Origin of the sequence: Algibacter pacificus (assembly GCF_008033385.1) — a bacterium.
Taxonomy (GTDB): domain Bacteria; phylum Bacteroidota; class Bacteroidia; order Flavobacteriales; family Flavobacteriaceae; genus Algibacter; species Algibacter pacificus.
This window is the reverse complement of record NZ_VOGY01000001.1, coordinates 101,144-127,103: the sequence shown is the minus strand read 5'-3', so window position 1 is coordinate 127,103 and position 25,960 is coordinate 101,144. Positions and strand designations below refer to the sequence as shown.

26 protein-coding genes are annotated in these 25,960 nt (G+C 33.5%); 12 read left to right on the top strand and 14 right to left on the bottom strand.

Annotation, left to right across the window (positions count from 1 at the left end; all coding sequences use genetic code 11):
• The first annotated feature begins 41 nt into the window (after positions 1-41).
• From FQU21_RS01205 to moeB, 6 genes are read left to right on the top strand one after another with little or no spacing between them, the layout of a single operon-like run.
• Positions 42-641 carry a thiamine phosphate synthase gene (locus FQU21_RS01205; RefSeq protein ID WP_147676201.1) on the top strand — a complete coding sequence of 200 codons (600 nt, stop codon included), beginning with the start codon at positions 42-44 and terminating at the stop codon, positions 639-641.
• Positions 638-1,390 carry a hydroxymethylpyrimidine/phosphomethylpyrimidine kinase gene (locus tag FQU21_RS01200; RefSeq protein ID WP_147676200.1) on the top strand — a complete coding sequence of 251 codons (753 nt, stop codon included), beginning with the start codon at positions 638-640 and terminating at the stop codon, positions 1,388-1,390. Before FQU21_RS01205 ends, FQU21_RS01200 begins: the two co-directional genes overlap by 4 nt.
• Position 1,391: 1 nt before the next feature.
• Positions 1,392-2,045 (top strand): thiamine phosphate synthase, encoded by a 654-nt coding sequence (gene thiE, locus FQU21_RS01195; RefSeq protein ID WP_147676199.1) that lies wholly within the window; start codon positions 1,392-1,394, stop codon positions 2,043-2,045.
• Between the two features lie 35 nt (positions 2,046-2,080).
• On the top strand, positions 2,081-2,854 hold the full coding sequence (locus FQU21_RS01190) for a thiazole synthase (protein WP_147676198.1): 774 nt from the start codon (positions 2,081-2,083) through the stop codon (positions 2,852-2,854).
• Between the two features lie 6 nt (positions 2,855-2,860).
• Positions 2,861-3,973 (top strand): 2-iminoacetate synthase ThiH, encoded by a 1,113-nt coding sequence (gene thiH / locus FQU21_RS01185; protein WP_147676197.1) that lies wholly within the window; start codon positions 2,861-2,863, stop codon positions 3,971-3,973.
• Positions 3,973-5,037, top strand: coding sequence for a molybdopterin-synthase adenylyltransferase MoeB (moeB, locus tag FQU21_RS01180; RefSeq protein ID WP_147676196.1), 1,065 nt, complete (start codon positions 3,973-3,975; stop codon positions 5,035-5,037). Before thiH ends, moeB begins: the two co-directional genes overlap by 1 nt.
• Positions 5,038-5,184: 147 nt before the next feature.
• Here moeB and FQU21_RS01175 read toward each other — a convergent pair whose 3' ends face one another.
• The gene (locus tag FQU21_RS01175; RefSeq protein ID WP_147676195.1) at positions 5,185-5,994 is read right to left on the bottom strand and encodes a DNA/RNA non-specific endonuclease; all 810 of its coding nucleotides are present in this window, start codon (positions 5,992-5,994) and stop codon (positions 5,185-5,187) included.
• 7 nt (positions 5,995-6,001) lie between these two features.
• A complete protein-coding gene (pafA, locus tag FQU21_RS01170; protein ID WP_147676194.1) occupies positions 6,002-7,639 on the bottom strand; it encodes an alkaline phosphatase PafA in 1,638 nt (545 codons plus the stop codon).
• Between the two features lie 105 nt (positions 7,640-7,744).
• Between pafA and FQU21_RS01165 the strand changes: the two genes are divergently transcribed.
• Both FQU21_RS01165 and FQU21_RS01160 read left to right on the top strand, forming a co-directional pair.
• Positions 7,745-8,482, top strand: a complete 738-nt coding sequence (locus FQU21_RS01165; protein ID WP_147676193.1) for an MlaE family ABC transporter permease — start codon at positions 7,745-7,747, stop codon at positions 8,480-8,482.
• A complete protein-coding gene (locus FQU21_RS01160; RefSeq protein WP_147676192.1) occupies positions 8,482-9,249 on the top strand; it encodes an ABC transporter ATP-binding protein in 768 nt (255 codons plus the stop codon). The genes FQU21_RS01165 and FQU21_RS01160 overlap by 1 nt, the downstream gene beginning before the upstream one ends.
• A 49-nt stretch (positions 9,250-9,298) precedes the next feature.
• On the opposite strand, the gene FQU21_RS01155 is transcribed toward FQU21_RS01160, so the two are convergent.
• The 3 genes from FQU21_RS01155 to FQU21_RS01145 all read right to left on the bottom strand — a co-directional run bounded on the left by FQU21_RS01155 (position 9,299) and on the right by FQU21_RS01145 (position 12,526).
• Positions 9,299-10,756: a DUF389 domain-containing protein gene (locus tag FQU21_RS01155; protein ID WP_147676191.1), complete on the bottom strand. Its 1,458-nt coding sequence runs from the start codon at positions 10,754-10,756 to the stop codon at positions 9,299-9,301.
• Between the two features lie 29 nt (positions 10,757-10,785).
• Positions 10,786-11,856 carry a mannose-1-phosphate guanylyltransferase gene (locus FQU21_RS01150; protein WP_147676190.1) on the bottom strand — a complete coding sequence of 357 codons (1,071 nt, stop codon included), beginning with the start codon at positions 11,854-11,856 and terminating at the stop codon, positions 10,786-10,788.
• Positions 11,857-11,932: 76 nt separating this feature from the next.
• Positions 11,933-12,526, bottom strand: coding sequence for a SprT-like domain-containing protein (locus tag FQU21_RS01145; RefSeq protein WP_147676189.1), 594 nt, complete (start codon positions 12,524-12,526; stop codon positions 11,933-11,935).
• A gap of 351 nt (positions 12,527-12,877) precedes the next feature.
• Here FQU21_RS01145 and FQU21_RS01140 point away from each other — a divergent pair, with 351 nt between their 5' ends.
• The 3 genes from FQU21_RS01140 to FQU21_RS01130 are packed head-to-tail and all read left to right on the top strand — an operon-like array spanning position 12,878 to position 16,236.
• Positions 12,878-14,320 (top strand): circularly permuted type 2 ATP-grasp protein, encoded by a 1,443-nt coding sequence (locus FQU21_RS01140; protein WP_147676188.1) that lies wholly within the window; start codon positions 12,878-12,880, stop codon positions 14,318-14,320.
• 22 nt (positions 14,321-14,342) lie between these two features.
• A complete protein-coding gene (locus tag FQU21_RS01135) occupies positions 14,343-15,263 on the top strand; it encodes an alpha-E domain-containing protein (protein ID WP_147676187.1) in 921 nt (306 codons plus the stop codon).
• Positions 15,264-15,279: 16 nt separating this feature from the next.
• Positions 15,280-16,236 carry a transglutaminase family protein gene (locus FQU21_RS01130; RefSeq protein WP_187269295.1) on the top strand — a complete coding sequence of 319 codons (957 nt, stop codon included), beginning with the start codon at positions 15,280-15,282 and terminating at the stop codon, positions 16,234-16,236.
• Between the two features lie 4 nt (positions 16,237-16,240).
• Here the strand turns inward: FQU21_RS01130 and FQU21_RS01125 are convergent, their stop codons facing one another.
• The 7 genes from FQU21_RS01125 to rsgA all read right to left on the bottom strand — a co-directional run bounded on the left by FQU21_RS01125 (position 16,241) and on the right by rsgA (position 22,874).
• Positions 16,241-17,218: a polyprenyl synthetase family protein gene (locus tag FQU21_RS01125; protein ID WP_147676185.1), complete on the bottom strand. Its 978-nt coding sequence runs from the start codon at positions 17,216-17,218 to the stop codon at positions 16,241-16,243.
• A gap of 79 nt (positions 17,219-17,297) precedes the next feature.
• On the bottom strand, positions 17,298-18,338 hold the full coding sequence (gene rlmN / locus FQU21_RS01120) for a dual-specificity RNA methyltransferase RlmN (protein ID WP_147676184.1): 1,041 nt from the start codon (positions 18,336-18,338) through the stop codon (positions 17,298-17,300).
• 315 nt (positions 18,339-18,653) lie between these two features.
• Positions 18,654-19,703 (bottom strand): tRNA preQ1(34) S-adenosylmethionine ribosyltransferase-isomerase QueA, encoded by a 1,050-nt coding sequence (gene queA / locus FQU21_RS01115; RefSeq protein WP_147676183.1) that lies wholly within the window; start codon positions 19,701-19,703, stop codon positions 18,654-18,656.
• A gap of 115 nt (positions 19,704-19,818) precedes the next feature.
• Entirely contained in the window at positions 19,819-21,045 is a 1,227-nt protein-coding gene (locus tag FQU21_RS01110) for a 3-phosphoshikimate 1-carboxyvinyltransferase (RefSeq protein WP_147676182.1), read from the bottom strand.
• A gap of 34 nt (positions 21,046-21,079) precedes the next feature.
• Positions 21,080-21,406, bottom strand: a complete 327-nt coding sequence (locus tag FQU21_RS01105) for a nucleotide pyrophosphohydrolase (protein WP_147676181.1) — start codon at positions 21,404-21,406, stop codon at positions 21,080-21,082.
• Entirely contained in the window at positions 21,406-21,858 is a 453-nt protein-coding gene (gene dtd / locus FQU21_RS01100) for a D-aminoacyl-tRNA deacylase (protein WP_147676180.1), read from the bottom strand. The genes FQU21_RS01105 and dtd overlap by 1 nt, the downstream gene beginning before the upstream one ends.
• A gap of 65 nt (positions 21,859-21,923) precedes the next feature.
• Positions 21,924-22,874: a ribosome small subunit-dependent GTPase A gene (rsgA, locus tag FQU21_RS01095; RefSeq protein ID WP_147676179.1), complete on the bottom strand. Its 951-nt coding sequence runs from the start codon at positions 22,872-22,874 to the stop codon at positions 21,924-21,926.
• An 88-nt stretch (positions 22,875-22,962) separates the two neighbouring features.
• Here rsgA and FQU21_RS01090 point away from each other — a divergent pair, with 88 nt between their 5' ends.
• Positions 22,963-23,766 (top strand): hypothetical protein, encoded by an 804-nt coding sequence (locus FQU21_RS01090; RefSeq protein WP_147676178.1) that lies wholly within the window; start codon positions 22,963-22,965, stop codon positions 23,764-23,766.
• A gap of 75 nt (positions 23,767-23,841) precedes the next feature.
• Here the strand turns inward: FQU21_RS01090 and FQU21_RS01085 are convergent, their stop codons facing one another.
• Together FQU21_RS01085 and FQU21_RS01080 are read right to left on the bottom strand one after the other, a co-directional pair.
• On the bottom strand, positions 23,842-24,924 hold the full coding sequence (locus FQU21_RS01085) for a bifunctional 3-deoxy-7-phosphoheptulonate synthase/chorismate mutase type II (RefSeq protein ID WP_147676177.1): 1,083 nt from the start codon (positions 24,922-24,924) through the stop codon (positions 23,842-23,844).
• Positions 24,925-25,020: 96 nt separating this feature from the next.
• A complete protein-coding gene (locus tag FQU21_RS01080) occupies positions 25,021-25,872 on the bottom strand; it encodes a prephenate dehydrogenase (RefSeq protein ID WP_147676176.1) in 852 nt (283 codons plus the stop codon).
• Positions 25,873-25,960: the final 88 nt, after the last annotated feature.

The window sequence follows — 25,960 nt, the reverse complement described above, 5'->3', positions numbered from 1 at the left end:
TCGGGCTGTGGGCTTTTCACTGCAATCCCTAACTCAAAAAAATGATCGTTTTAATAGCACCAGAACAAGACCTTCCAAACGAAATCAATATCCTAAACCAATTATTTGAAAATGGTTTAGAGTATTATCATTTTAGAAAACCCGATAAAAACTACAACGACCATGTGGCCTATTTAAACCAAATCGATCAGGAATATCACAACCGTATTGTCGTGCATTATCATCATGAGTTAATTAACGAATTCAATTTAAAAGGGATTCATTTTCAAGAACAAAAACGAATAGATCATATCGATAATCCCGGGCAATATTTTAAGCATCTCAACATGTTTGGCAAAACCATTAGCTCGTCTTTTCACGATCCAAAAACATTGGAAGATTGCGAATTCGAATTCGATTACCACTTATTAAGTCCGGTATTTACTTCCATATCAAAAGCAGGATACGAAGGCAAATGTTTCGACGTCAATCATATCGATAAATTTATTGTTGGTATGGGCGGCATTAATGCCGATACCGTAGCTCAAACTTTTAAACTTGGCTTTAAAGGTATTGGTGTTTTAGGTGGTGTTTGGAACTCGAAAACCCCCGTAGAAAACTTTATAGCATTACAAACCGTTTACAACACTTCTATCGTTTGAAAAAACGTCCAAACATATTAACCATTGCAGGTTTCGATCCATCTAATGGCGCCGGACTAACCGCAGATATCAAAACATTTGAGACATTAAAATGTTATGGTTTATCGGTGTGTACAGCCAATACCATTCAGAATGATATTGAATTTAAAGCCTGCCATTGGACCGCTATAGATGTTGTTTTAAATCAAATCGACATACTATTCCATCGTTTTGAAATCCATTTCGTTAAAATTGGTATTGTTGAAAACTGGGACACGCTATCCATTATCATTCATAGATTACAAGTACTAAGCCCGGACATTAAAATCATTTTAGATCCGGTTTTAAAATCAAGTTCAGATTTCCATTTTCATTCCGATAATTCAGAAAAACTAGATGATATATTATCTAAAATCTATCTTCTAACTCCTAATTATAATGAAATTGAACAATTGTATTCAGAAAAAAATAGAGAAGACACCTTGGCTTATATTGCATCCAAAACTAATGTGCTTTTAAAAGGCGGACATCGCACAGATAACATAGGAAGAGATGTGCTTTTTCTTATCAATAAAAAACAATTTACTTTAAATCCCAAATCATTCAACTGCTCCGAAAAACATGGTAGTGGTTGTGTTTTATCTTCCGCTATAACCAGCTATTTAGCGCTAGGATATCCTATATTAAAAGCATGCAAAAAAGGTAAACAATACACCGAAAAATTTTTAAGTTCTAATAAATCACTATTAGGATTTCATTCAAAAAAATAATATGATAGCTAAATTACATTACATATCGCAAGGCGCTACGCCACAAGACCATTTAAATAATATTCATAGTGCATGCGCTGCTGGGGCCGAATTGGTGCAATTACGCTTAAAGAAAATGGACCTTAAAACTGTTTTAGAAACAGCAAAAAAAGCGAGAGAAATTACCAATCATTTTCAAACACGGTTAATTATAAACGATTATTATAAAGTAGCAGCCGAGGTTAAAGCCGATGGTGTACACTTAGGAAAATCGGATACTTCCCCAACTATTGCTAGAAAAGGATTAGCCTCTTGGCAAATTATTGGTGGAACCGCTAACACGCTAACCGATTGCCAAAAGCTCATAGAGCAAAAGGTAGATTATATAGGTTTAGGTCCTTTTCGTTTTACAGAAACAAAAGATAACTTAAGCCCTGTTTTAGGTGAAAAAGGTTATACCGAAATTATTACTAACTTAAATAGCAAAACGCCAATTATTGCCATTGGAGGCATCACCCTAAATGATGTTTTAGATATAATGATTACTGGCGCTTATGGTTTAGCTGTTTCGGGAGAAATAACACAGGATTTTAATAAAATAAGCAAATTTAAAGAACTTATAAATGGTAGTAAACCTTTAGAACAACGCTGGGAACCGGAAACACCAAAAAATTAAAAAACGTTAAAACCTTTTGTAAAAGTGACTTTATTATGAATGATACATTACAAATAGCAGATAAAACATTTTGCTCTAGATTGTTTACAGGCACAGGAAAATTTAGTTCCTCAGCATTAATGAAATCCGCCTTATTAGCTTCAGAAAGTGAACTGATAACCGTTGCTCTAAAACGTGTTGATGTTCAAGATAAGCAAGATGATCTATTAACACATTTAGACCATCCAAGAATTAATTTATTACCCAATACATCGGGAGTTCGAAATGCAAAAGAAGCGGTTTTTGCGGCACAATTATCACGGGAAGCATTAGAAACCAATTGGATTAAATTAGAAATTCATCCGGATCCAAAATATTTACTACCCGACCCTATTGAAACCTTAAAAGCAGCCGAAGAACTTGTAAAACTCGGTTTTGTAGTGATGCCTTATATTCATGCCGATCCCGTTTTATGTAAACGATTGGAAGAAGTAGGCACGCAATGCGTAATGCCTTTAGGTGCACCTATTGGTAGTAATAAAGGTTTAAAAACACAAGATTTTCTAGAAATTATAATCGACCAAAGTAACGTGCCTGTCATCGTCGATGCTGGTATTGGCGCGCCATCACACGCGGCATATGCTATGGAATTAGGAGCCCACGCTGTTTTGGTAAATACCGCTATTGCTGTTTCACAAAATCCAACAGCCATGGCTATCGCATTTAAACTAGCTGTTGAAGCCGGACGCATGGCTTATAATGCCAAACTAGCGCCTATAGTCCACAAAAAAGCTGAAGCGAGTAGTCCGTTAACCAGTTTTTTAAACTAAAAATCTATGAGCAGTTTCAAAAACATATTTGATACTTACAATTGGGAGGATACCTTACAAAGCATATTTTCTAAAACAGAAAGCGATGTGCTGCGTGCTTTAGGTCATTCTAAACGAGATTTAGAAGATTTTAAAGCGTTGATTTCTCCTGCTGCAAAGCCCTATTTAGAAGAAATGGCGCAACTAAGCAAACAGCTAACTAAAAAACGCTTTGGTAATACCATGCAAATGTACGCGCCTATGTACTTAAGTAACGAGTGCCAAAATATTTGCACGTATTGCGGCTTTAGCATGACCAATAAAATTCCGCGTAGAACTTTAACGGATAAAGAAATTCTTAAAGAAGTGGCTTATTTAAAAGATAAGGGCTACGACCATATCCTTTTGGTAACAGGGGAAGCCAACAAAACGGTTGGTGTAGATTATATTGAAAATGCGCTGAAATTAATCCGTTCACAGTTTTCGAATATCACTATTGAGGTACAACCGCTACATCAAGATGAATACGAAAAATTGATTGATAGCGGCCTTTTTGCCGTACTCGTTTATCAAGAAACTTACCACCGGGAAGAATATAAAAAACACCATCCTAAAGGTAAAAAATCGAATTTTGATTTTAGATTAGACACACCAGATCGATTAGGCAAAGCAGGTATTCATAAAATTGGGTTGGGTGCATTATTTGGTTTGGAAGATTGGCGAGCCGATAGTTTCTTTACCGCACTACATTTAAAATATTTACAGAAAACCTATTGGAAAACAAAGTACTCCATTTCGTTTCCAAGGCTTAGACCACATTCGGGAGGTTTAGATCCTAAGGTAGAAATGACCGACCCAGATTTAGTACAACTTATTTGCGCTTTTAGATTACTTGATGAAGATGTGGAACTCTCGATGTCTACTCGTGAAAGTGAAGTGTTTCGGAATAATATTGTAAACCTTGGCGTCACCTCCATAAGCGCGGAATCTAAAACAAACCCCGGAGGTTATGCCGTAGCTCCAGAATCTTTGGAACAATTTGAAATTTCGGATGAACGCTCTACAGAAGCTGTCACTGAAATGCTTAAAGATCAAGGTTTGGAAGTGGTTTGGAAAGATTGGAGTAATAATTGGGAATAATGAATTTATCTACTGAAGAACAACAACAATACAGCCGCCATTTAATTTTAAATGCAATTAATGACTCTGGGCAACTCAAATTAAAACAAGCCAAAGTTTTAGTTATTGGAGCTGGTGGTTTGGGCTGTCCTATTTTGCAATATTTAGCCGCAGCAGGAGTTGGAACGCTTGGCATTGCAGATCACGACACCATAGACCAAAGTAATTTACAGCGTCAGGTTTTATATTCTCATGATGATTTAGGTAACTTGAAAGCAGAGGTTGCTGCCCAAAAATTAACTCGGTTAAACCCATTCATTACATTCCAAGTTCATATAAAAAAAATAACTGTAGAAAATGCTATTGGGTTATTTTCTAAATATGATATTATTGTGGATGGAACCGATAATTTCCCGACACGTTATTTAATAAACGATGCCGCGATACTATCAAATAAACCCATTGTTTTTGGATCTATTTTTAAGTTTGAAGGTCAAATTTCAGTATTTAATTATAAAAATGGTCCAACTTATCGGTGCTTATACCCTACGCCTCCTAAACCAAATGAGGTTCCTAATTGTTCCGAAATTGGCGTTCTTGGTGTATTACCAGGAATTATAGGCAGTTTGCAAGCTAATGAAGTGCTAAAAATAATTTTAGAATTAGGGCGCGTGCTTTCGGGTAAAATCTTAACTTATAATGCCCTTTCTTCGGAACAACTTATTTTTAATTTTGAAAAAAACACAACCATTCAAATTGAAGCGTTGCAAGATAATTATGAAAGTTTCTGCGGAATAGCATCGAAAATAACAGAAATTACTTTTGAAGATTATATCAAAGACAAATTAAAATACAATGTGCTGGATGTGAGAACAAGTGCCGAACGTGATGATTACAGCATAGAAAGTCTTCATATTCCTTTAAAAGAACTTGATAAAAGGTTAGATGAAATCCCACAAAACAAAGCCCTTTTGGTGTATTGCAAATCGGGTATCCGAAGTCAAGCTGCTATTGAAATTCTGAATAAGCATTCTTTTTCTAAAAGCCTTTTCAATTTAAAAGGAGGCTTACCTAAAATGGATTAAACCATAAATCAAATACCTGATTTAATGTTTTAAAACTGTTATAAATAAAAAAAGAAGCCCGCTATAATTTATAACGGGCTTCTTTTCATACTTTATACTTTATACTTTATACTTTATACTTTATACTTTATACAAGATAATCGTATTTTAATTAAAACTCCAATTTTTATAACTGCTTGAAGCTTCTAATTTATTTTCTAAACTGTCTTCCAATTCCGGAAAAAAATCGATTCCTGTAAGCCTTTCAACCTCATCTACCGAAACCACAAATTCATATAACGGTCGCTTAGATTCTTTACTTGGCATTAAAAAGGCAATCATTTTAGTATTACCAGAATTAGTATCGATTAAAATTTTATAAAACTGATTGGGTACTGCAACATGTTCATCACCAATCGTTTTCATATTTCCTTTTAAAACACCTCCCGTAACCACAAAAACACCATTATACTTACTCGCCCAATAGCGTACTTTTTGCTCTAAGGTATTCCAAATACCGGCATTAAAATCGTGTTTCTGCGGACTAATATTACTTGTTAAAAAAGTTTCGTCGTAAGCCGCTTTACTATAACGTCTATCTCCCGCAGGACACAAATGCCCACGATCGTAACCCGATTTTTTATAATTACGCCAATCGGCAGCGCCTGTATTTACGGCTTTATCAATTTCAAAATACGGCCGTTTAAAATCATTTTTTTTTAAATGAGATGCCTTTAACTCGTAAGCCACCCATTCGGCTTGCTCAAAAGTTTCATTATAAGAAAGCGAATACCCGTCATGATGAACTATTTGCCCTGTGGTACTGGTTGGTAAAAAGTATTCGTTAGTATCAGATTTCGATTGTTTTCCTTCACTAACAATCTCGTTTTTTTCTTCAACATTTAAAAATTGTTCATAACCATACACTATTACAAGAATAACGATGGCTATGATAGATAATAACTTCCTTTTGGTCATTTATAAATTATTCTAAAATATAATCTATCGGTTGTCCAATAGAAAAGTTAGGTGTACTAATATCTAACAACGCTGTAATGGTTGGAGCAATATCTGTAATTTCTGTTTTTTTGAATGTTTTACCATGTTTAATTCCTTTTCCGAAGAATAACAGCGGCACATGCGTATCATAATTTAACCCACTACCATGAGTAGATCCCGTTTTTCCGTATGCAATATAGGCCGGATCTTGAATAACCAAGATATCGCCAGATCGTTTTTGGTTATAACCGTTTTGAAGTAATTTCTCAATACCTGTGGTAAAAGACGCTTTCCCCATAGTTGTTGCTGTATACGCTTTGTAAACATTGGTATAATCAATTATTTCATTAACTATAGCATCTTGAACAGCTTCTAAATTTAAGCCTAAACTTTTAATTTTTTCTCTATTCAAAAATATTTGATTGTTACTTATGTTTTCAATTAAATCATCCGCGTTAAACGTTGTATTCATAAAAGCTTCCAACTTTGTTCTCATGGCTTTATTATTCAAATACCCCGCTGGAATTTTCTTAGATCTCATATAAGCAGGAACGTTAATGGCTCCATGATCGGCAGTTAGAAATACGGTGTAATTACCTTTTCCGACTTCAGTATCTAAACCATTAAAGAAACGTTCTAAATCTTTATCTAAACGAATATAAGTATCTTCAATTTCTTTAGAATTTACACCAAAATTATGTCCAACATAATCCGTACTAGAAAAACTTACGGTTAATACATCGGTAAATTCATCTTTTCCTAAATCTTCACCTTTTAATGCCGCCAATGCAAAATCGGCTACAATACTATTACCGTAAGGTGTAGATTTCAAAATATCAAAACCACCGTTGGTATTTTTTAACTCAGCCAAATCATAAGGAAACGTTGCTGTTGCTTTTCCTTTAAATCCACCTTCAAAATCGTTTAAATCACTTCCACTTTGGGCATAAGTATCAATATCATATAATGTATTCCAAGTTTTAAGGTACGATTTTGAAGTCCCCGATGCATTAAACTTTTTCACCCATTTTGGTAACTCATTCATATAAAAAGTACTTGATATAAAGTGTCCTTCATCCTTTCCTTGAAACCAATATGCCGCATTAGCTGTATGCCCAGCAGGTAAAATAGCACCACGATCTTTTACAGAAACACCAATGGTTTTTCCACGCATTTGTGTGAATAATCTATTTTCATCTGCAAATGTTGTTGTTTTCATACGCTGTGTAGACATTTTTCCTGCATCTGTTTTAGTCCCAATGGAACTAACAGAATCATCCTGCGCACAGTATACAGATGTTTTCAATTCCTTATCAAACCAATTATTTGCTATAATACCGTGATATTTTGGTGTGGTTCCTGTATAAATTGAAGCATGACCAGGCCCTGTATAAGTAGGCACATAGTTGAAATGATTGTTTTTACAATTAAAGCCTTCATTCATCATTCGTTTAAATCCTCCTTCTCCGTACCTATCGGCAAACCGGGTTAAATAATCGTATCGCATTTGATCGACAACAATACCGACAACAAGTTTTGGTTTAGTAGCATCAAATTCTTTTTGTGCTTTTACTGTTAGGCTTACTAGAAAAACAGCAGCTAGAAGGAAAATATTTTTAATCATAATCATTTATTTTAAGCTCAAAAGTACATATTTTAAAAAGATGTTAATTTAAAATAATGGTTAAATATGCTTAACTTTTTTTACTTTAGCACTTCAAATTTAGATATGACGTACCTGCATAATATAGGAGCTTATTTTTTAATGATTGTAGAAATGTTTCGCAAGCCTACAAAATGGGCTGTAATGAAACAATTAATCTTAAAAGATATAGACGATTTAATTATTGGCTCTCTTGGCATTGTTGCTTTTATCGCTTTTTTTGTTGGTGGTGTTGTTACCATACAAACAGCTTTAAATATTGATAACCCACTAATTCCAAAATCATTAGTTGGTTTTGCAACTAGACAGTCTATTATATTAGAGTTTGCTCCTACCTTTATTTCAATAATTATGGCAGGAAAAGTAGGCTCTTTTATTACTTCGAGTATAGGAACCATGAGAGTTACCGAACAAATTGACGCCTTAGAAGTTATGGGTATAAACTCCTTAAACTACTTAGTTTTTCCAAAATTTATTTCGTTAATGCTATATCCTTTTTTAATTTCTATAGCCATGTTTTTAGGCATTCTAGGAGGTATGGCTGCTTGTGTTTTTGGTGGTTTTAGCTCCTTAGAAGATTATATTACGGGAGTCCAAATGGATTTTATACCTTTTCATATAACCTATGCTTTTATAAAAACGTTTGTATTTGCTTTTTTATTAGCCACTATTCCCTCTTTTCATGGTTATTATATGAAAGGTGGTGCTTTGGAAGTTGGAAAAGCAAGTACCACATCGTTTGTTTGGACTAGCGTTGCTATAATTCTTTTAAATTATTTATTAACCCAAATGTTATTGAGCTAATGATTGAAGTTAAAGATTTACAAAAATCGTTTGGAGATGCACATATTTTAAAAGGGATTACCACTACGTTTGACAAAGGTAAAACGAATCTTATTATTGGACAAAGTGGTTCTGGTAAAACAGTTTTTTTAAAATGTTTATTAGGTTTATTTAATTACGAAGATGGCAGTATCTCTTACGATGGTCAAATATTTTCTAATCTTACAGAAGACGAAAAACGAAATATGCGTGCCAAAATAGGAATGGTTTTCCAAGGAAGTGCCCTATTCGATTCGATGACTATTGCCGAAAACGTCATGTTCCCACTGCAAATGTTTACCAAACAAAGTAAAAGCGAAATGGAAGATCGTGTCGATTTTGTTTTAAAACGTGTAAATCTAGACGATGCGCATAAAAAAATGCCAAGTCAAGCATCGGGTGGTATGCAAAAACGTGTAGCCATTGCACGTGCTATTGTTAATAAACCGAGGTATTTATTTTGTGATGAACCTAACTCGGGCCTAGACCCGAAAACGTCTATTGTAATTGATAATTTAATAAAAGAAATTACTGAAGAATACCAAATTACAACCGTAATTAATTCTCACGATATGAATTCGGTTATGGAAATTGGTGAAAAAATTGTGTTTTTAAAAGATGGTTTAAAAGCATGGGAAGGTTCTAAAGAAACCATTTTTAGAACCGATAACAAAGTGGTTACCAATTTTGTTTATTCATCTAACTTATTTAAAAAAGTACGCAAAATGTACTTAGAAGAAAATAGTTAAAATAGTATTTCTCATTACAATTTCCTTAGTAAGGAGTTTTTAATAAATTTTAATTACGTTTGATAATAACCTTTTGAGTTTTCAGTGTTTCTTTAAGCCAGTCCTCAAGTTGTTTTTCTTTAACAATAACCAAACTATCATTTAAAGAAGCACTCCACTTTACAGCAACCACTTCTAAGGTATCTGCGTTTATAAAATCTGTGGATTCCAAAGTTTTTGCATAACTAAAGTATTGTAAATCGCTAAATCTAACTTTTGCATCGCGAGAAAGATTAGTAAAAGATAGAATATTATCTCCACCTTTTACAAGTTTGAACTCCTTGTGTAATTCTTCAATTTCTGTTCGTAAACCAGTAATTATATGCTCCTTTTCGTCCAAATCACGAATAGCCCTATCATACGCATCAGATATTTTATCAAAACTTCGGTGTTTATTACCAAAAATCTCCAATTCAAAACCACTAATTTTGGAGTAACTTTTAATTTCATTTCTTAAATCCGATTCTGTAGCATCGGATATTTCTCCATTAAAATAAAGTGTAATCTTCTTATTATCGGAATCTAATGTTCCATTTTGAAACCAAAGTTCGTTATTCATTTTAATTTCATTTGAAATAAAACTATTGTAGTCGTTTTCTAATCCACTACGTTGCAATACTCTTAAAAACGTAATGGTTGGATAAATCATAACAACTAAAGCAACCAACAATGCAAAACGCGCTGTACGTCTTCTTTTTGCAGAATTTGCATATTTAAGCATTGGAAACCTTAATACTTTAAGTACTAAAAAAGTAGCCAAAGCGATAAAAATAGTATTAATGGTAAACAAATTCATGGCGCCTAAAAAGTAGGTAAAATTGCCATGAGCTAAGCCATAACCTGCTGTACATAAAGGCGGCATTAAAGCTGTAGCAATAGCAACGCCAAAAATAACAGAAGCAATAGTTCCTCTTTTTGTACGGGCAATAATTAATGCTAAACCACCAAAAAAGGCAATAAGCACATCTCGAATATCTGGTTTTACACGCCCCAACAATTCCGAGGTTTCTTGATTACCAAGAGGAAAAAACTTAAAAAATAAAAAAGCCGTTAATAAACTCAACACAATCATGGTGGCTAAGTTTATTAACGACTTTTTAAGGGTATCAATATCATTTATCGCAATAGAAAGTCCTATTCCAAGAATAGGCCCCATAAGCGGAGAAATTAACATGGCGCCTATTACAACAGCTGTAGAATCGGCATTCAAACCAATGGAAGCTACAAAAATAGAACAAATTAAAATCCATGCCGTTGCTCCTTTAAAAGAAATATCGGCTTTTATAGCTTCAATGGTGGCGTCTCTATCGGTATCTTCACGAAAATCTAATAATTCTTTTAGAAAAACGGTTATACTTTTAAGCAAACCTTGGGCATCTTTTTTTACAGCTTGTTTAGATTCATCTACATTTTGCTGTTTCTTAGCCTGAGTTTCTTCTTCCGAAAAATTAAATTTATGTTCATTCATGTTATTAATTTATAAAAAACACTTAAATACTAACTACCATACTTATCGTTAAGTCTTTTTAAAACTTGCTTAATATCTTGCTCTTTACTTTTAGGGTAAATAAGTAAGGCATCATCATTATCTACAATAATATAGTCGTTTAAACCATCGATAATAATTTTTTTCCCCGGTTGGGTTCGTATCATATTACCTTCGGCATTTTCAACCAAACTTTTCGCATTTAAAACAGCATTTTTATCTGCATTTTTATCGAGCTTATCATATAAACTACCCCAAGTACCTAAATCATTCCAATCAAATTCTGCACCTATCACAAAAACATTTGTAGACTTCTCCATAATAGCATAATCTACAGATATGTTCTCTGCATTTGGATAATTATCTTTTATAAAATCATCTTCAAACTCTGTATTATAAACCGGTATTCCAGATTCAAACAACTGATATAATTCTGGTTGATTATTTTGAAAAGCCGCTACTACACTCTTAACGCTCCACATAAAAATCCCTGCATTCCATAAAAAATTACCTTGAGCAATAAATGCTTTAGCCGTTTCGTAATCTGGTTTTTCTCTAAACTGATTTACAGGCTTTATAGCCTCTGTAGATTCTTGATCAAATTCAATATAACCAAAACCAGTATTTGGAAAAGTTGGTTGAATCCCTAATGTCATTAAAGCATCATTTTCTGAACAATAATTAAATGCTTCTTCTACATTTTTCGCAAAGGTTTGTTCATCTTCAATCCAGTGATCACTTGGCGCTACAATCATTAAAGCATCAGGATTCTCTTTCTGAATTTTTAAAGATGCATATAAAATACAAGGTGCTGTATTTCGCATGGCAGGTTCTAAAACCACTTGCTTTTGAGTCACTTCTGGAAGTTGCTCTAAAACCAAGTCGTTATAACGCTCGTTAGTTAATATATAAATATTTTCCTTCGGGATTAGTCTTGATAAACGCTGAAATGTTTTTTGAATAAGTGTATCACCTGTTCCAAGCATGTCATGAAATTGTTTTGGAAACTCGCTTGTGCTTACAGGCCAAAACCTAGATCCTACTCCGCCTGCCATTAATATAGCATAATAATTTTTCTTCATTTTTTCTTTTTTTTTAATTAGATTTATATATTAAATTTCAGTTGGTTATAATTAATGATATTGCTCTAAAAAACATTCAAATACGTTCGACCTCTGCATTTGGATTAAACAAATATAATCTTCCTGTTTTAATTTCCACACATTCAAATCGTTTTACCCTTTTTTTTCCCATTTTAAAGACACGACCATTATACAACTTAAAGGTTGCTCCTAAGGGCATTTCAAAAACATAAGTTCTATTATTTGGTTGATCAAATTGTTTCAAAGCTAAGGCTAACACCGTATCTGTATCGCTAGACGCTTTAGGATTTTTAAAATGTTGTGCTAAAAGTGGTAATAAATGATTTGGAAAAATATTAGGATTTAAAAACGGTAACATTAGTCTCTGGAAGGTATACTTCCACTCTTTTCCATGAGGCTTTATAAACTTTCCATATGTTTTATAGGCTTCAAAATGCGCTATTTCATGAATTAATGTAATTAAAAACTGACATCTATTTAAATTAGAATTTACGGTTATTTGATGTTTTCCATTTGATAATTGTCTATAATCTCCATGCCGTGTTTTTCTTTCATTTTTAATTTTAATAACTAAATTATCGTAGACCAATAGTTTTGAAATAAGAGCCCAGGCATTAGATGGAATATAGTCTTTAAGTAGGTTTTGCATTTATACAAAAGTAATAATTGTAACAACAACTTACTTCTGTTTTATAAAAATAAAACTTAAAAGAAGTCTTGTTCAGTTAGAAAATTGGGTTAACATGTATTTTTAATATTACCTATATATTAAGTCTGCTTTAAATTTCTAGATCAACCTATTAAAGTTTCTATAAAACAAATAAATTATATTTTTTTATTGTTTAAGTCGCAAATAAATCATGAAAAAAAATAATAACAGTTAAAAAAATAGTTTTTTTTTAACAAATTTTAAAAAACAGTAAATTTTAAACACTTAAACAAATAAAACATTACATACTTTTCAATAAATACTTATATTTGAGTATAACACGCTAAGCATATGAAAGACAACAACCTATTCTCTAATTACGAAAAACTGGCTAGTACTTGGGACGAAATGTATAATGATAGTGCCGAATTTAGATCGCAATACAATGGCTTTATTAAATATTTGGAAAACACTTCGCCCGAAAAACTTTCAAAAAAAGAAGATCTAGCCAAACAGTTATTCATGAGTCAAGGTGTTACTTTTACAGTTTATAGCGATAATGAAGGTATTGAAAAAATATTTCCTTTTGATATTGTTCCCAGAATAATAACCGCCAACGAATGGCAAAAAATAGAAGCCGGAATAAAGCAACGGCTAAAAGCTTTAAACTTATTTATTAAAGATATCTATAATGAGCAATTTATTATAAAAGATGGCATTATTCCTGGCGAATTAATTTACACTTGCCCTTATTTCTTAAGAGAAATGAAAGGTGTTAAAGTACCTCACGATGTTTATATTCAAATATCTGGAGTAGATTTAATTAGAAACAATGATGGTGAGTTTTATGTTCTTGAAGATAATTTAAGAACACCTTCTGGGGTAAGTTACATGTTAGAAAACCGAGAAATATCAAAACGTTTATTTCCTGGTATTTTACCTAAAAACAATGTGCGTTCCGTATCTGACTATCCTAATTTATTATATAAAAAACTTAAAGGCCTTTCAAATAATTTAAACCCTAATATTGTTTTATTAACGCCTGGCATTTACAATTCTGCATACTATGAGCACACTACATTAGCTCGATTAATGGGTATTGAATTGGTTGAAGGCAGCGATTTGGTTGTTAAAAACCACTTTGTTTATATGAAATCTACCAACGGATTAAAACAAGTTGATGTTATCTATAGACGTGTGGACGATGACTTTTTAGACCCGCTTGAATTTAATGAAAAAAGTGTCCTTGGTGTTGCTGGAATTATGGCCGCATACCGAAAAGGCAACGTAAATATTGTAAATGCGCCAGGAACAGGCATTGCCGATGATAAAGCCATTTACATCTATGTTCCAGACATGATTAAATACTATCTAGACGAAGAGCCCATATTAAAAAATATAGAAACCTACCAATTAGGAAGACCAGACGAACTTGAATATGTTACTAAAAACATTAAAGACATGGTTATTAAAAAAACCGATGGTAGCGGTGGGTACGGTATGCTTATGGGGCATGAAGCCACTGAAGAAGACATTGAAGATTACTTAAACAATGTAAGTAAAAAACCAGAAAATTTTATTGCGCAACCTATTTTAAGATTATCCACTGCACCGTGTTATATAGACGGGAAGTTATCTCCAAGATGTATCGATTTAAGACCTTTTGCCCTTTCTGGTGCCGATGGTGTACATATTAGTCCTGGCGGATTAACACGAGTAGCACTAAAAAAAGGATCCTTAGTAGTTAACAGCTCGCAAGGCGGAGGAAGTAAAGACACTTGGATTTTAGAATAATTTTCACAAAAAATAAATATGTATGTTAAGTAGAGTAGCAAATAATCTTATTTGGTTAGATCGATATATGGAACGCGGTAGCGGCATTCTAAGTTTACTAAAAGTAAACTATTATGCCAATCAAGACTCACCCGAACTATTTTCCTGGACACCCGTAATTAAAAATTTCACAGATTACCACAACGAATATTACACGGAAGATGCTTTGGAATGTATCGATTTTATGGTGTTTAATACAGACAACTATAATTCTATCCTCAACATTGTTACTAAGGCGAGAGAAAACGCACGTAGTGTTCAAGAACATATATCCAGAGAACTTTGGTTATGCATTAATAATTACTATTTATACCTTACCGATAAGCAGTTGCGCCAAAAATTAAGAGAAGAAGATCCCGTACAGTTTTTAGACGATTTAAGAAAACACCATCTTATTTATAACGGCACCGCCGATGTTACCCAAGAACGCGGTACATCTTATTATTTTATGAATGTTGGTAAATTCTTAGAGCGCGTTAATATTATTGCCGATTTTACATCTATTAAACTAGACGAAATAGCCAATACATCCGATAGTCTAGAAAAAAGTTTCTATTGGAAAAACTTACTGTTCTCCATTGGGGGCTACCAATTATATCTAAAAACCCATAAATCTACTTTTAATCAAGACCACGTGATTACTATGGTGTTTCAAGATAAGTTATTTCCAAGATCGGTTTATTACTGCGTTAACAAACTAAGCCGGCATATTACACGTTTAATAGAAACAAACGAACTTGCAAAAAACAACTTAGAGTTTTTAATTGGCAAACTAGAAAGCTCTATTAAATACACAACCATTGAAAATATTAACGATCAAGGATTAAACAACTTTATCCAAAATATTAAAGAAGATATTAGTAATATTTCTACTAACATCAATGCGGTATACAACTCTAAATAAAAACATTACACCCATCATGGCTACATTTTTTATAAAACATACTACCAAATACAACTACAATGCCCCGGTAATTGATGGCGCTACATTAACAAGATTACACCCCGTTAATGATGATCATCAAAAAGTTATTTCTCATTTAATTTCCATAACAAATAACCCTTTTATTGAAACCTTTATCGATTTTTATAACAATAGAGTTGGTACGTTTATGGTTATAGAACCGCATGACGAACTCAATATTATTTCTGAAATAGAAGTTATTACATCTCCTAAATTATTACCCGATGATAGCATTGATAAAAAACTACAATGGGACGAACTGAAACGCATTAAAAACACCATAGAATTTATAGATTTTACAACATACAAACCTTTTAAAGGAAGCTCCGAAATTTCGGATATTATTTTAGATCTTATGCTTAAAACAAAATCGCCTTTTCAAGCCGTATTAGAACTCTGCGAATATGTGCACTCTAATTTTGAATACAAAACTGGGGTTACCAATGTGAAAACATCTTTAGATGAAGCTTGGGAATTAAAAGCAGGGGTTTGCCAAGATTTTACAAATGTATTATTACGCATGGTTAAAATGCTTGGTATTCCAGCACGCTACGTTAGTGGGTATATTTGTCCGAACGATGAAATAACTAGAGGTGAAGGTGCCACACACGCTTGGATAGAGGCTTATATTCCGTTTTATGGCTGGATAGGACTAGATCCAACAAATCATGCTATTGCTAACGAAAATCACGTAAGAGTTGCTATTGGACGAGATTATAATGATTGTGCTCCTGTAAAAGGTGTGTTTAAAGGCAGTGTTGAAGCCGAAATGCAAGTTCAAGTATCGGTTAAAACAAATAATAACGATTTAGAATCTATAACCGAACCCGAAATAACGACTGTTTACCCTTCCAATAGTTATAAACGTAGCTTAGAGAAAAAGGGACACAATATAGAGCAACAGCAGCAATAATTATTTATTTCTTTCTATCGATAACGTAATTAACCATTAATTTTAATGATTTTTTATATTCCGATTCGGGATAATTTTTAAGAAGCTCTAATGCTTCGGTTTGAAACTGTTTCATTTTAGAAACCGCATAATCCAAACCACCATTATTTTTAACAAAAGCAATAACCTCTTTAACCCGTTTGGTGTCTTTATTATGATTTTTAATGGAATTAATAAGCCATTTTTTATCTTTCTTAGAGGCACCATTTAATACATAAATTAAAGGCAACGTCATTTTTTGTTCTTTAATATCAATACCTGTTGGCTTTCCTATTTTGGCGTCACCATAATCGAACAAATCATCTTTTATTTGAAAAGCCATCCCTATAAGTTCCCCAAATTTGCGCATAATTTCCACATGCTCGGATTTTGGTTTTATGGATGCGGCACCCAAACTACAACAAGCAGCAATTAAGGTTGCTGTTTTCTGACGAATAATTTCATAGTAAACCTCCTCTGTAATATCTAATTTTCTAGCTTTTTCTATTTGAAGCAATTCACCTTCGCTCATTTCGCGAACGGCAATAGAAATAATTTTAAGTAAATCGAAATCATTATTATCAATAGAAAGTAACAAACCTTTAGACAGAAGAAAATCGCCAATTAATACGGCTATCTTATTTTTCCATAAGGCATTTACCGAAAAAAAACCACGCCTTCGATTACTATCATCTACCACATCATCATGCACTAAAGTTGCCGTATGAATAAGCTCAATAACCGATGCGCCACGGTAGGTACGCTCGCTAACCTCGCCATTGGATACCATTTTAGAGACTAAAAACACGAACATAGGTCGCATTTGTTTTCCTTTTCTATTGACGATATAATGTGTGATTCGATTTAGCAACGCCACTTTACTGGACATAGACAGTAGGAACTTTTGTTCAAAAAGATCCATTTCGTAAGCTATGGGCTGCTTTATTTGTTCTACTATTTTCAAGGCTGGATATTAAATAAAATCAAATATAAGATTTACAAATTTATATACTAAGTATTTTGTATTTTATGAATAATAAAGGTTAACTTTTGTTAGCCAATTGCCCGCAAGCCGCATCTATATCCTTTCCGCGACTACGACGTACGTTTACAACAATTCTGTTTTTTTCGAGCGCAGTGATATAATTTTCTAAAGCGTCGTTGGAGGCTTGTTGAAACTCACCATCGTCAATAGGGTTGTATTCTATAATATTAACTTTACAGGGCACGTATTTACAGAATTTAACAAAGGCATCAATATCGCCTTGCTTATCGTTTATTCCTTTCCAAACCACGTATTCGTAGCTTATTTTACGACTGGTTTTTAAATACCAATATTCTAAAGCTTCTTTTAAATCTTTTAAAGGAAAGGTCTCGTTAAAAGGCATTATTTTTGTGCGCACTTCATCTATAGCCGAATGTAATGACACGGCTAAATTGAATTTAACGTCATCATCGGCCATTTTTCTAATCATTTTTGGCACACCTGAAGTTGAAACCGTTATTCGTTTTGGAGACATCGCTAACCCATCGGTAGAAGTGATTTTATCGATCGCTTTTATAACGTTATTATAATTCATTAACGGCTCTCCCATCCCCATAAACACGATATTACTCAGGGGACGATTATGATATAATCTACTTTCATTATCGATAGCAACAACCTGATCGAAAATTTCGTCGGGGTTTAAATTTCTCATGCGTTTTAATCGTGCGGTGGCACAAAACTTACAATCTAAACTACAGCCTACTTGACTAGAAACACAGGCCGTTGTTCTTGTTTTTGTTGGTATTAAAACGGACTCTACAATTAAGCCATCGTGTAAGCGTACGGCATTTTTTACCGTGCCATCGTTACTGCGTTGCATGGTATCTACTTTTATATGATTGATTACAAAGTTATCCTCTAGCATTTGGCGTGTTTCTTTGGATATATTTGTCATATCCTCGAAAGTGTGTGCCGATTTTTGCCAAAGCCATTCGTAAACTTGATTGCCTCGAAAGGCTTTATCGCCATTTTTTACAAAAAAATCACGAAGTTGTTCTTTGGTTAAGGCGCGTATGTCTTTTTTATTATCTTTCATTTGGTTGCAAAAATAGTGAAAGCTTTTTCTTTTAGAGCACTTGTTTTTATAAAGTGGGGCTAATTTAACGATTTGCCGCCAATTTAGCAGGTACTGCATTAGGGATTGATGCGGCATCCTTTTTTGTTCTTACCGATAATTTTAGGTTTACATATCCTTTAATTGACAACTAAACTTGGGGTTTAGAACAAATATTATACAAAAAAGATATAGCGGAAAGCCCGACCTGAAAGGGAATGCCCAAGTTATTTTTAGAACATAAAAAAAGCCTCATCGGTTTTAAATGGATGAGGCTTTGATTTTATTTTGAAGGGATTAGATGATTAACATGGCATCTCCATAACTGTAAAATTTGTACTTTTCTTTTACAGCTTCTTCGTAAGCTTTTTTAGCAAAATCGTGTCCTGCAAATGCCGAAATCATCATTAATAATGTTGATTTTGGTGTATGGAAATTAGTAATCATGGAGTTTGCTATACTAAAATCGTAAGGAGGGAAAATGAATTTATTTGTCCATCCGTCGATTTCGTTTAGCCTTCCGTTTGACGATACGGCGCTTTCTATGGCACGCATAGCGGTGGTTCCCACGGCACAAATTCGGCGTTTTTCATCAAGGCCTTTGTTTACAATTTCTACCGCTTTAGCATCGATTTTTAACTCTTCGCTATCCATTTTATGTTTAGATAAATCTTCTACCTCTACTGGATTAAAAGTCCCTAAACCTACGTGAAGCGTAACCTCGGCAAATTTTACACCTTTAATTTCTAAACGTTTTAATAGGTGTCTAGAAAAGTGAAGACCTGCTGTTGGTGCAGCTACGGCACCTTCTGTTTTTGCGTAAATGGTTTGGTAACGGTCTTGATCTTCCGGTTCTACATCGCGTTTAATGTATTTTGGAAGTGGTGTTTCTCCAAGTTCGTTTAATTTTTTACGGAATTCTGTGTACGACCCATCGTATAAAAAACGTAATGTACGTCCGCGCGATGTGGTGTTATCTATAACTTCGGCTACTAAGGTTTCATCGTCACCAAAATATAATTTATTTCCTATTCTTATTTTACGTGCTGGATCTACTAAAACATCCCAAAGGCGTTGTTCTTCATTTAATTCTCTTAATAAGAAAACTTCAATTCTAGCGCCTGTTTTTTCTTTGTTTCCGAATAAACGGGCTGGAAAAACTTTAGTATCATTTAAAATTAAAACATCGTCTTCTTGAAAATAATCAATAAGATCTTTAAACATTTTGTGTTCTATGGTTTGTTCTTTTCTGTTAAGTACCATTAAACGCGATTCGTCTCTGTTTTCAGCAGGATATTCGGCTAATAATTCTTCTGGTAAAGTGAAACCAAACTGTGATAATTTCATTCAAAAAGATTTTTAAATTAATGTATTCTAAAATTTTGTAGACTTACTCCCTAAAATTCTAGCAGCTGCAAATATACAATCTCAGCATAGGGGTTGTCAAGTAAATGCGTATTTATTATTTGGTTATTTTAAAACCAATGTTTTTAAGATCGTCCCAAAAAGTTGGATACGACTTTGATACAACTCCTGCTTTCTCTATAATGATTGGCACTTTTAAGGCTAAAGGGGCGAATGCCATGGCCATACGGTGATCATTATACGTAGCAATGGGCACAAATTCCTTTATTTGAGTAGATGCTGAAAGGTGTAAAGATTTATCGGTAATTTCGACTTTTCCACCTAATTTTTCTATTTCGGTTTTTAAAGCCACCAATCTATCGGTTTCTTTAATTTTTAATGTATGTAGACCAATTAAATCGCAAGGCATTCCTAAAGCGAAGCAAGTTACCGCAATAGTTTGTGCGATATCTGGTGCGTTTTTTAAATCTAAACTTAATGTAGACTCCGTTGGGTTTACTTTTTTTAATGTAATGGAGTTACCATTAAATTCTGTTGTAACGCCAAAGTGTTTATAAATATCAACCAAAACAGAATCGCCTTGCAAAGAGTTTTCTTTATAAGAAGATAATTTTATTTCTGTTCCAATTTCTGAAAGAGCAGCGATACTGAAATAATAGGATGCCGAAGACCAATCGGACTCTACGACCAAAACTTTTGGTGTTAGTGGTTTTGTGCTTGGTTTTACGGTAATAACATTACCAATAAAAGAGGTCTCTATCCCTATTTCATTTAATAAACTCAAGGTCATATTTATGTATGGAACCGATGTAATATCGCCTTCTAAAGTTAATTCTAACCCATTTTCTAGTTTTGAAGCTATTAGCAATAAGGCTGAAATATACTGGCTACTTACGTTAGCTTTTAAAGTTACTTTATTCTTTGAAAGCTTTTTTCCTGTAATTTTAATTGGCGGAAATCCGTCGTTATCAACATAACTTATTTCGGCTCCAAGCTCTTGAAGGGCTTCAACTAAAATTTTAATTGGGCGCTCCGTCATCCTTTTAGAGCCGGTAAGCGTAACGGTTCGTCCTTCTTGAATTGAAAAGTATGCTGTTAAAAATCGCATAGCTGTTCCGGCGTGATGAATATCGACAACTTTAGATTCCGACCGCAATGCTTTAGTCATTAAATTACTATCATCAGAATTTGAAACATTATCAACTACAAATTCTGGATAAAGTGCTTGTAACAATAACAACCGGTTAGATTCACTTTTTGAACCTGTAATGGTTACTGACGATTTTATGTTTTCGAGTTTCGATGTATGAAGCGTAATATTCATTTGTAATATTATATACGTATTAAAGCTTGCAAATTTACTTTAATTTTTCGTTATTATGATGTCTATCGTGATCTCGTTTTCCTTTCTTGTACATTCTTTCATCGAAAGCTTTTTGTAAATCCACTCCTGTTTGGTTAGATAAACAAAGGACTACGAATAAAACATCGGCCAATTCCTCCCCTAAATCTTTGTTTTTATCGCTTTCTTTTTCGCTTTGTTCGCCGTATCTACGGGCTATTATTCGAGCTACTTCGCCTACTTCCTCCGTAAGTTGAGCCATATTGGTAAGCTCGTTAAAATAGCGAACGCCGTGTTCTTTAATCCAATTATCGACTTCTAGCTGTGCGTTTTTTATGTTCATTATATTTTACTTTTAGTATCAATAATTATAGTTACCGGCCCGTCATTTATTAACTCAACTTGCATATCGGCTCCAAACCGACCTGTTTGTACGGGTTTACCTAAATCTAATTCTATTTGTTTTACAAAGGCTTCGTATAAAGGAATGGCTATATCGGGTTTTGCTGCTTTTATATAACTTGGGCGATTGCCTTTTTTAGTGGATGCTTGTAATGTAAATTGACTAACCACAATAACTTCGCCGTTGGCGTCTTTTAGTGATCGATTCATCACATCATTTTCATCTGAAAAAATTCTAAGATTTGTAATCTTATTTGATAACCAAGTAATATCGGCCTGTTCATCTTCACTTACAATACCTAAAAGAATTAAGAGTCCATTTTTTATATCGGCTACCTTTTCACCTTCTATAGTTACGCTTGCTTTGGTAACGCGCTGTATCACTGATTTCATAATTTTTATCCCTAAATTACGGCTTAAATTTATATTTATTTCTTGTAATAAAAACTAAATATGCTTTACAAATTCTCCCTAATATCGGTTCTGTAGTGTTCATCTTCCCCTTCAATAATTTGTATATAGCTTCGGTACCGTGAGTATTCTATTTCTCCGTTTTCCAATGCTTCTTTTACAGCACATTTTGGTTCTTTAATATGCAAACAATTATTAAACTTACAATGTTGTTTTAGGGCGAAAAACTCAGGAAAATAATCGCCTACTTCTTCTTTATCCATATCAACCACTCCAAAACCTTTAATTCCTGGCGTGTCTATTATTTGAGCACCAAAACTTAAATCGAACATTTCTGCAAAAGTTGTGGTGTGTTGCCCTTGCATATGCTGGGTAGAAATTTGTTTCGTTTTTATATTTAACGACGGTTCAATAGCATTAACCAACGTGGATTTTCCAACGCCAGAATGCCCAGAAAACAAACTCACTTTACCTGCCATTAAACCCTTTACTTTATCCACATTTTTCCCTGTAACGGCAGATACCCCAATACATTCGTAACCTATTTTTCTGTAAATGTGTGCTAAATATTTCGCTTCATTTAGCGTCTCTTCATCATAAACATCTATTTTATTAAATAATAAAATGGTTTTAATGGAATACGCATTGGCAGTCACCAAAAATCGATCGATAAAACTGGTTAATGTTGGCGGGTTATTAATGGTAATCATTAAAAAAACCTGATCTATATTTGCCGAAATAATATGGGTTTGTTTCGATAAATTAACCGATTTACGCACGATATAATTGGTTCTATCATGGATATTATGAATTACGCCCGATTCCTTATTGTTATCGGTTTCCAGTTCAAAATCTACAATATCACCAACCGCTATTGGGTTTGTACTTTTAATACCTTTAATTCGGAATTTTCCTTTTATACGGCATTCGTAAGTTTCACCCAATAGGGTTTTTACGGTGTACCAACTTCCTGTAGATTTATAAACGCGTCCTGTCATAATTTTCAAAAGTAATTGAAAAATAATTAATTTTAACATTTGGGAATATATATATTTGTACTGCTATTAATTAATTAAAATGAAAAAAATGAAAAAAACTATTCTTATTATGGGGTTATTCCTAATCTCATTTTGCAAAACGTTTGCGCAGGAAACAATTACCAATGAAACTATTGTTCAAATGAAGGAACTTGGTTTTGAAGATTCGATGATTATTGATAAAATTAATTCATCAAATGTAAAATTCGATGCTTCTATTAGTGGCTTAACCACTTTAAAAAACGCAGGAATTTCAACCGACATCTTATCTTTAGTGATGCAAAAATCTAAGCATAATACGAAATCTAAAACGGGCATTTATTATTTAACAGCAAATGATGAACAAAAAAGAATTCAGCCATCTGTATTCTCTAGTGCAAGTACTAATGCTGCAGCTCAAAAATTAGTTTCCGGACTAATTAACGCCAAGAAAAAAGCGCAATTACCCAAAACACAATCTAACAATGTTTTAAATTCTGGAAACCAAGAATTTGTATTCATTTTCAACACTTCAGATGTTGACAATATGCAAAGTAATCAAGGTAATCAAGCCGGTTTTTTAAACTGGTGGTTTAGAACCGCTACATCTCCAAATGAATTTGTTCTGGTAAAATTAACAGTAAAAGAACGAAAAAATTTAAGAGAAGTTATAACTGGAAAAAGTAGCTTTCTTACAAGCACTAGTGGTATTGACCCTAAATACGCTTTACCTTTTAATATAGAAGAAATAGAAAGTAACAAATTTAAAGTAACACCGGATACGTTAGAACCAGGGGAATATTGTTTTATTTACCAAGGACGTGTTCCTGAAGGAAGAACGAATCAGTCGGTTTTCGATTTTTCAATACAGTAATCACAAATTTATAAACCAAAAAGCCTCGTTCTAAACTAATAGAACGAGGCTTTTTTATTTTATTTAAACTACTAATTAGTTATTAATAATTTTTTCTTGATGGTTAATGGATTCTTGATGAATTGCTTTAAACATTTTTAAAACAAATTCTTCACTTAAACCTCTACTTTCACCTTCCATTACCATGTTTCCTAAAATCTCGTTCCATCGACGTGATTGTAAAACGGCAACGTTTTGCTCTTTCTTTAATTCTCCTATTTTATCGGCAACTTGCATTCTTTTACCTAATAAGTCAATTAACTGATCGTCTACAACATTAATTTGAGCTCTTAAATTTTCTAATGGCTCTCTATAACTAACTGCGGTTTCTGTAGCTTTTTTAACTTTTAAGTCTCTCATGATTTGCTTTAGCGAATCTGGTGTAACTTGTTGTGCAGCATCACTCCATGCATTTTCTGGATCGTAATGCGTTTCAACCATTAACCCATCAAAGTTTAAATCTAAAGCTGTTTGGCAAACATCAAAAATCATATCTCTTTTTCCTGTAATATGCGACGGGTCGTTAATTAAAGGAATGTCTGGATATTTGTTTTGAAATTCGATTGCTAATTGCCATTCTGGTGTATTTCTATATTTCGTTTTTTCGTAAGTAGAAAATCCTCTATGAATAGCTCCAATATTTTTAACACCAGCGCTGTATATTCTTTCAATACCACCTAACCATAAAGCTAAATCTGGGTTTACTGGATTTTTAACCAGTACAGGTTTATCTGTTCCTTCTAAAGCATCTGCAATTTCCTGCATAATAAAAGGAGATACTGTAGAACGTGCTCCAATCCATAACATATCAATATCATGCTCTAAAGCTAATTTTACGTGAGCTGCGTTAGCGACTTCGGTACAAACTTTCATACCAGTTTCAGCCTTAACTTTTTGTAACCATTTTAAGCCTAAAGCCCCAACACCTTCAAACATTCCTGGGCGTGTTCTTGGTTTCCAAATACCAGCTCTAAAATAGCTTACATCGGTATCTTTTAGCTCGTGAGCTATTTTTAATACTTGTTCTTCTGTTTCAGCACTGCAAGGTCCCGCAATTACTAATGGATGATCTAAGTTTAAATCATCTAACCAGGTTCTCATTTCTTTTGTGTTTTCCATAATCTTAATCAAATTTCAAAATGAAATTCCAATTTCCAAGCTTTATTTTAGGTTTGAATTGTGTTGAAATTGGAGATTCAATTTTTTTTACTAGTTTTAATGTATTCCGTTTAATATGTCTTTTATATAATTGGTACTTTCCATCTCTTTATAAATGGCATCGAAATTGTCTTGTTCCATAAGCTCTTTAAAATGAGTTAAATTCTCAATATACTCGTCTAATGTTTCAATAACATTGCTTTTGTTTTGTTTGAAAATGGGTGTCCACATGGCAGGCGAACTTTTTGCTAAACGCACTGTAGACGCAAAACCACTGCCTGCCATATCAAAAATATCGCGTTCATTTCGTTCTTTATCAATTACGGTTTTTCCCAACATAAAAGAACTAATATGCGATAAATGCGATACATAAGCAATATGCTTATCATGCGCTTCCGGATTCATATAACGAATACGCATTCCTATATCACTAAATAATTTTAAGGCTTTTTCTTGTAGCTTAAACGTTGTTTTTTCAACCTCACAAACAATATTTGTTTTTCCTTGAAATAAGCCACTAATGGCTGCTGCTGGTCCAGAATGTTCTGTACCTGCAATAGGATGCATGGCTAAAAAATTCCGACGCTTCGGATGGTTTTCAACCACTTTACAAATATCAACTTTGGTTGAACCTGCGTCTACAACCAAACCGGTTTCTGGAATTAAATCCAAAATAGTTGGTAATAATTTTACCGTAGCATCTACCGGTATAGAAATAATAACTAAATCGGCATTTTTTAGATCGTCTAACGTGGCTTTTTTGTCAATTAAATTCAGCGCCAAAGCATCGTTCAAAGTGCTTTCCTTTCGGCTAATACCATGAATTATAACCTCTGGTTTAAGCTCTTTAATGTCCTTAGCTAAACTTCCGCCTATTAACCCTATGCCTATTGAATATATATTTTTCATTTCTTTCCCGAACCTTCTTTTTTTTTAAAAGAACGAACTAATACGGGGTTACTTAATTACTGTTTACTTTTCTCTATAATTATATGCT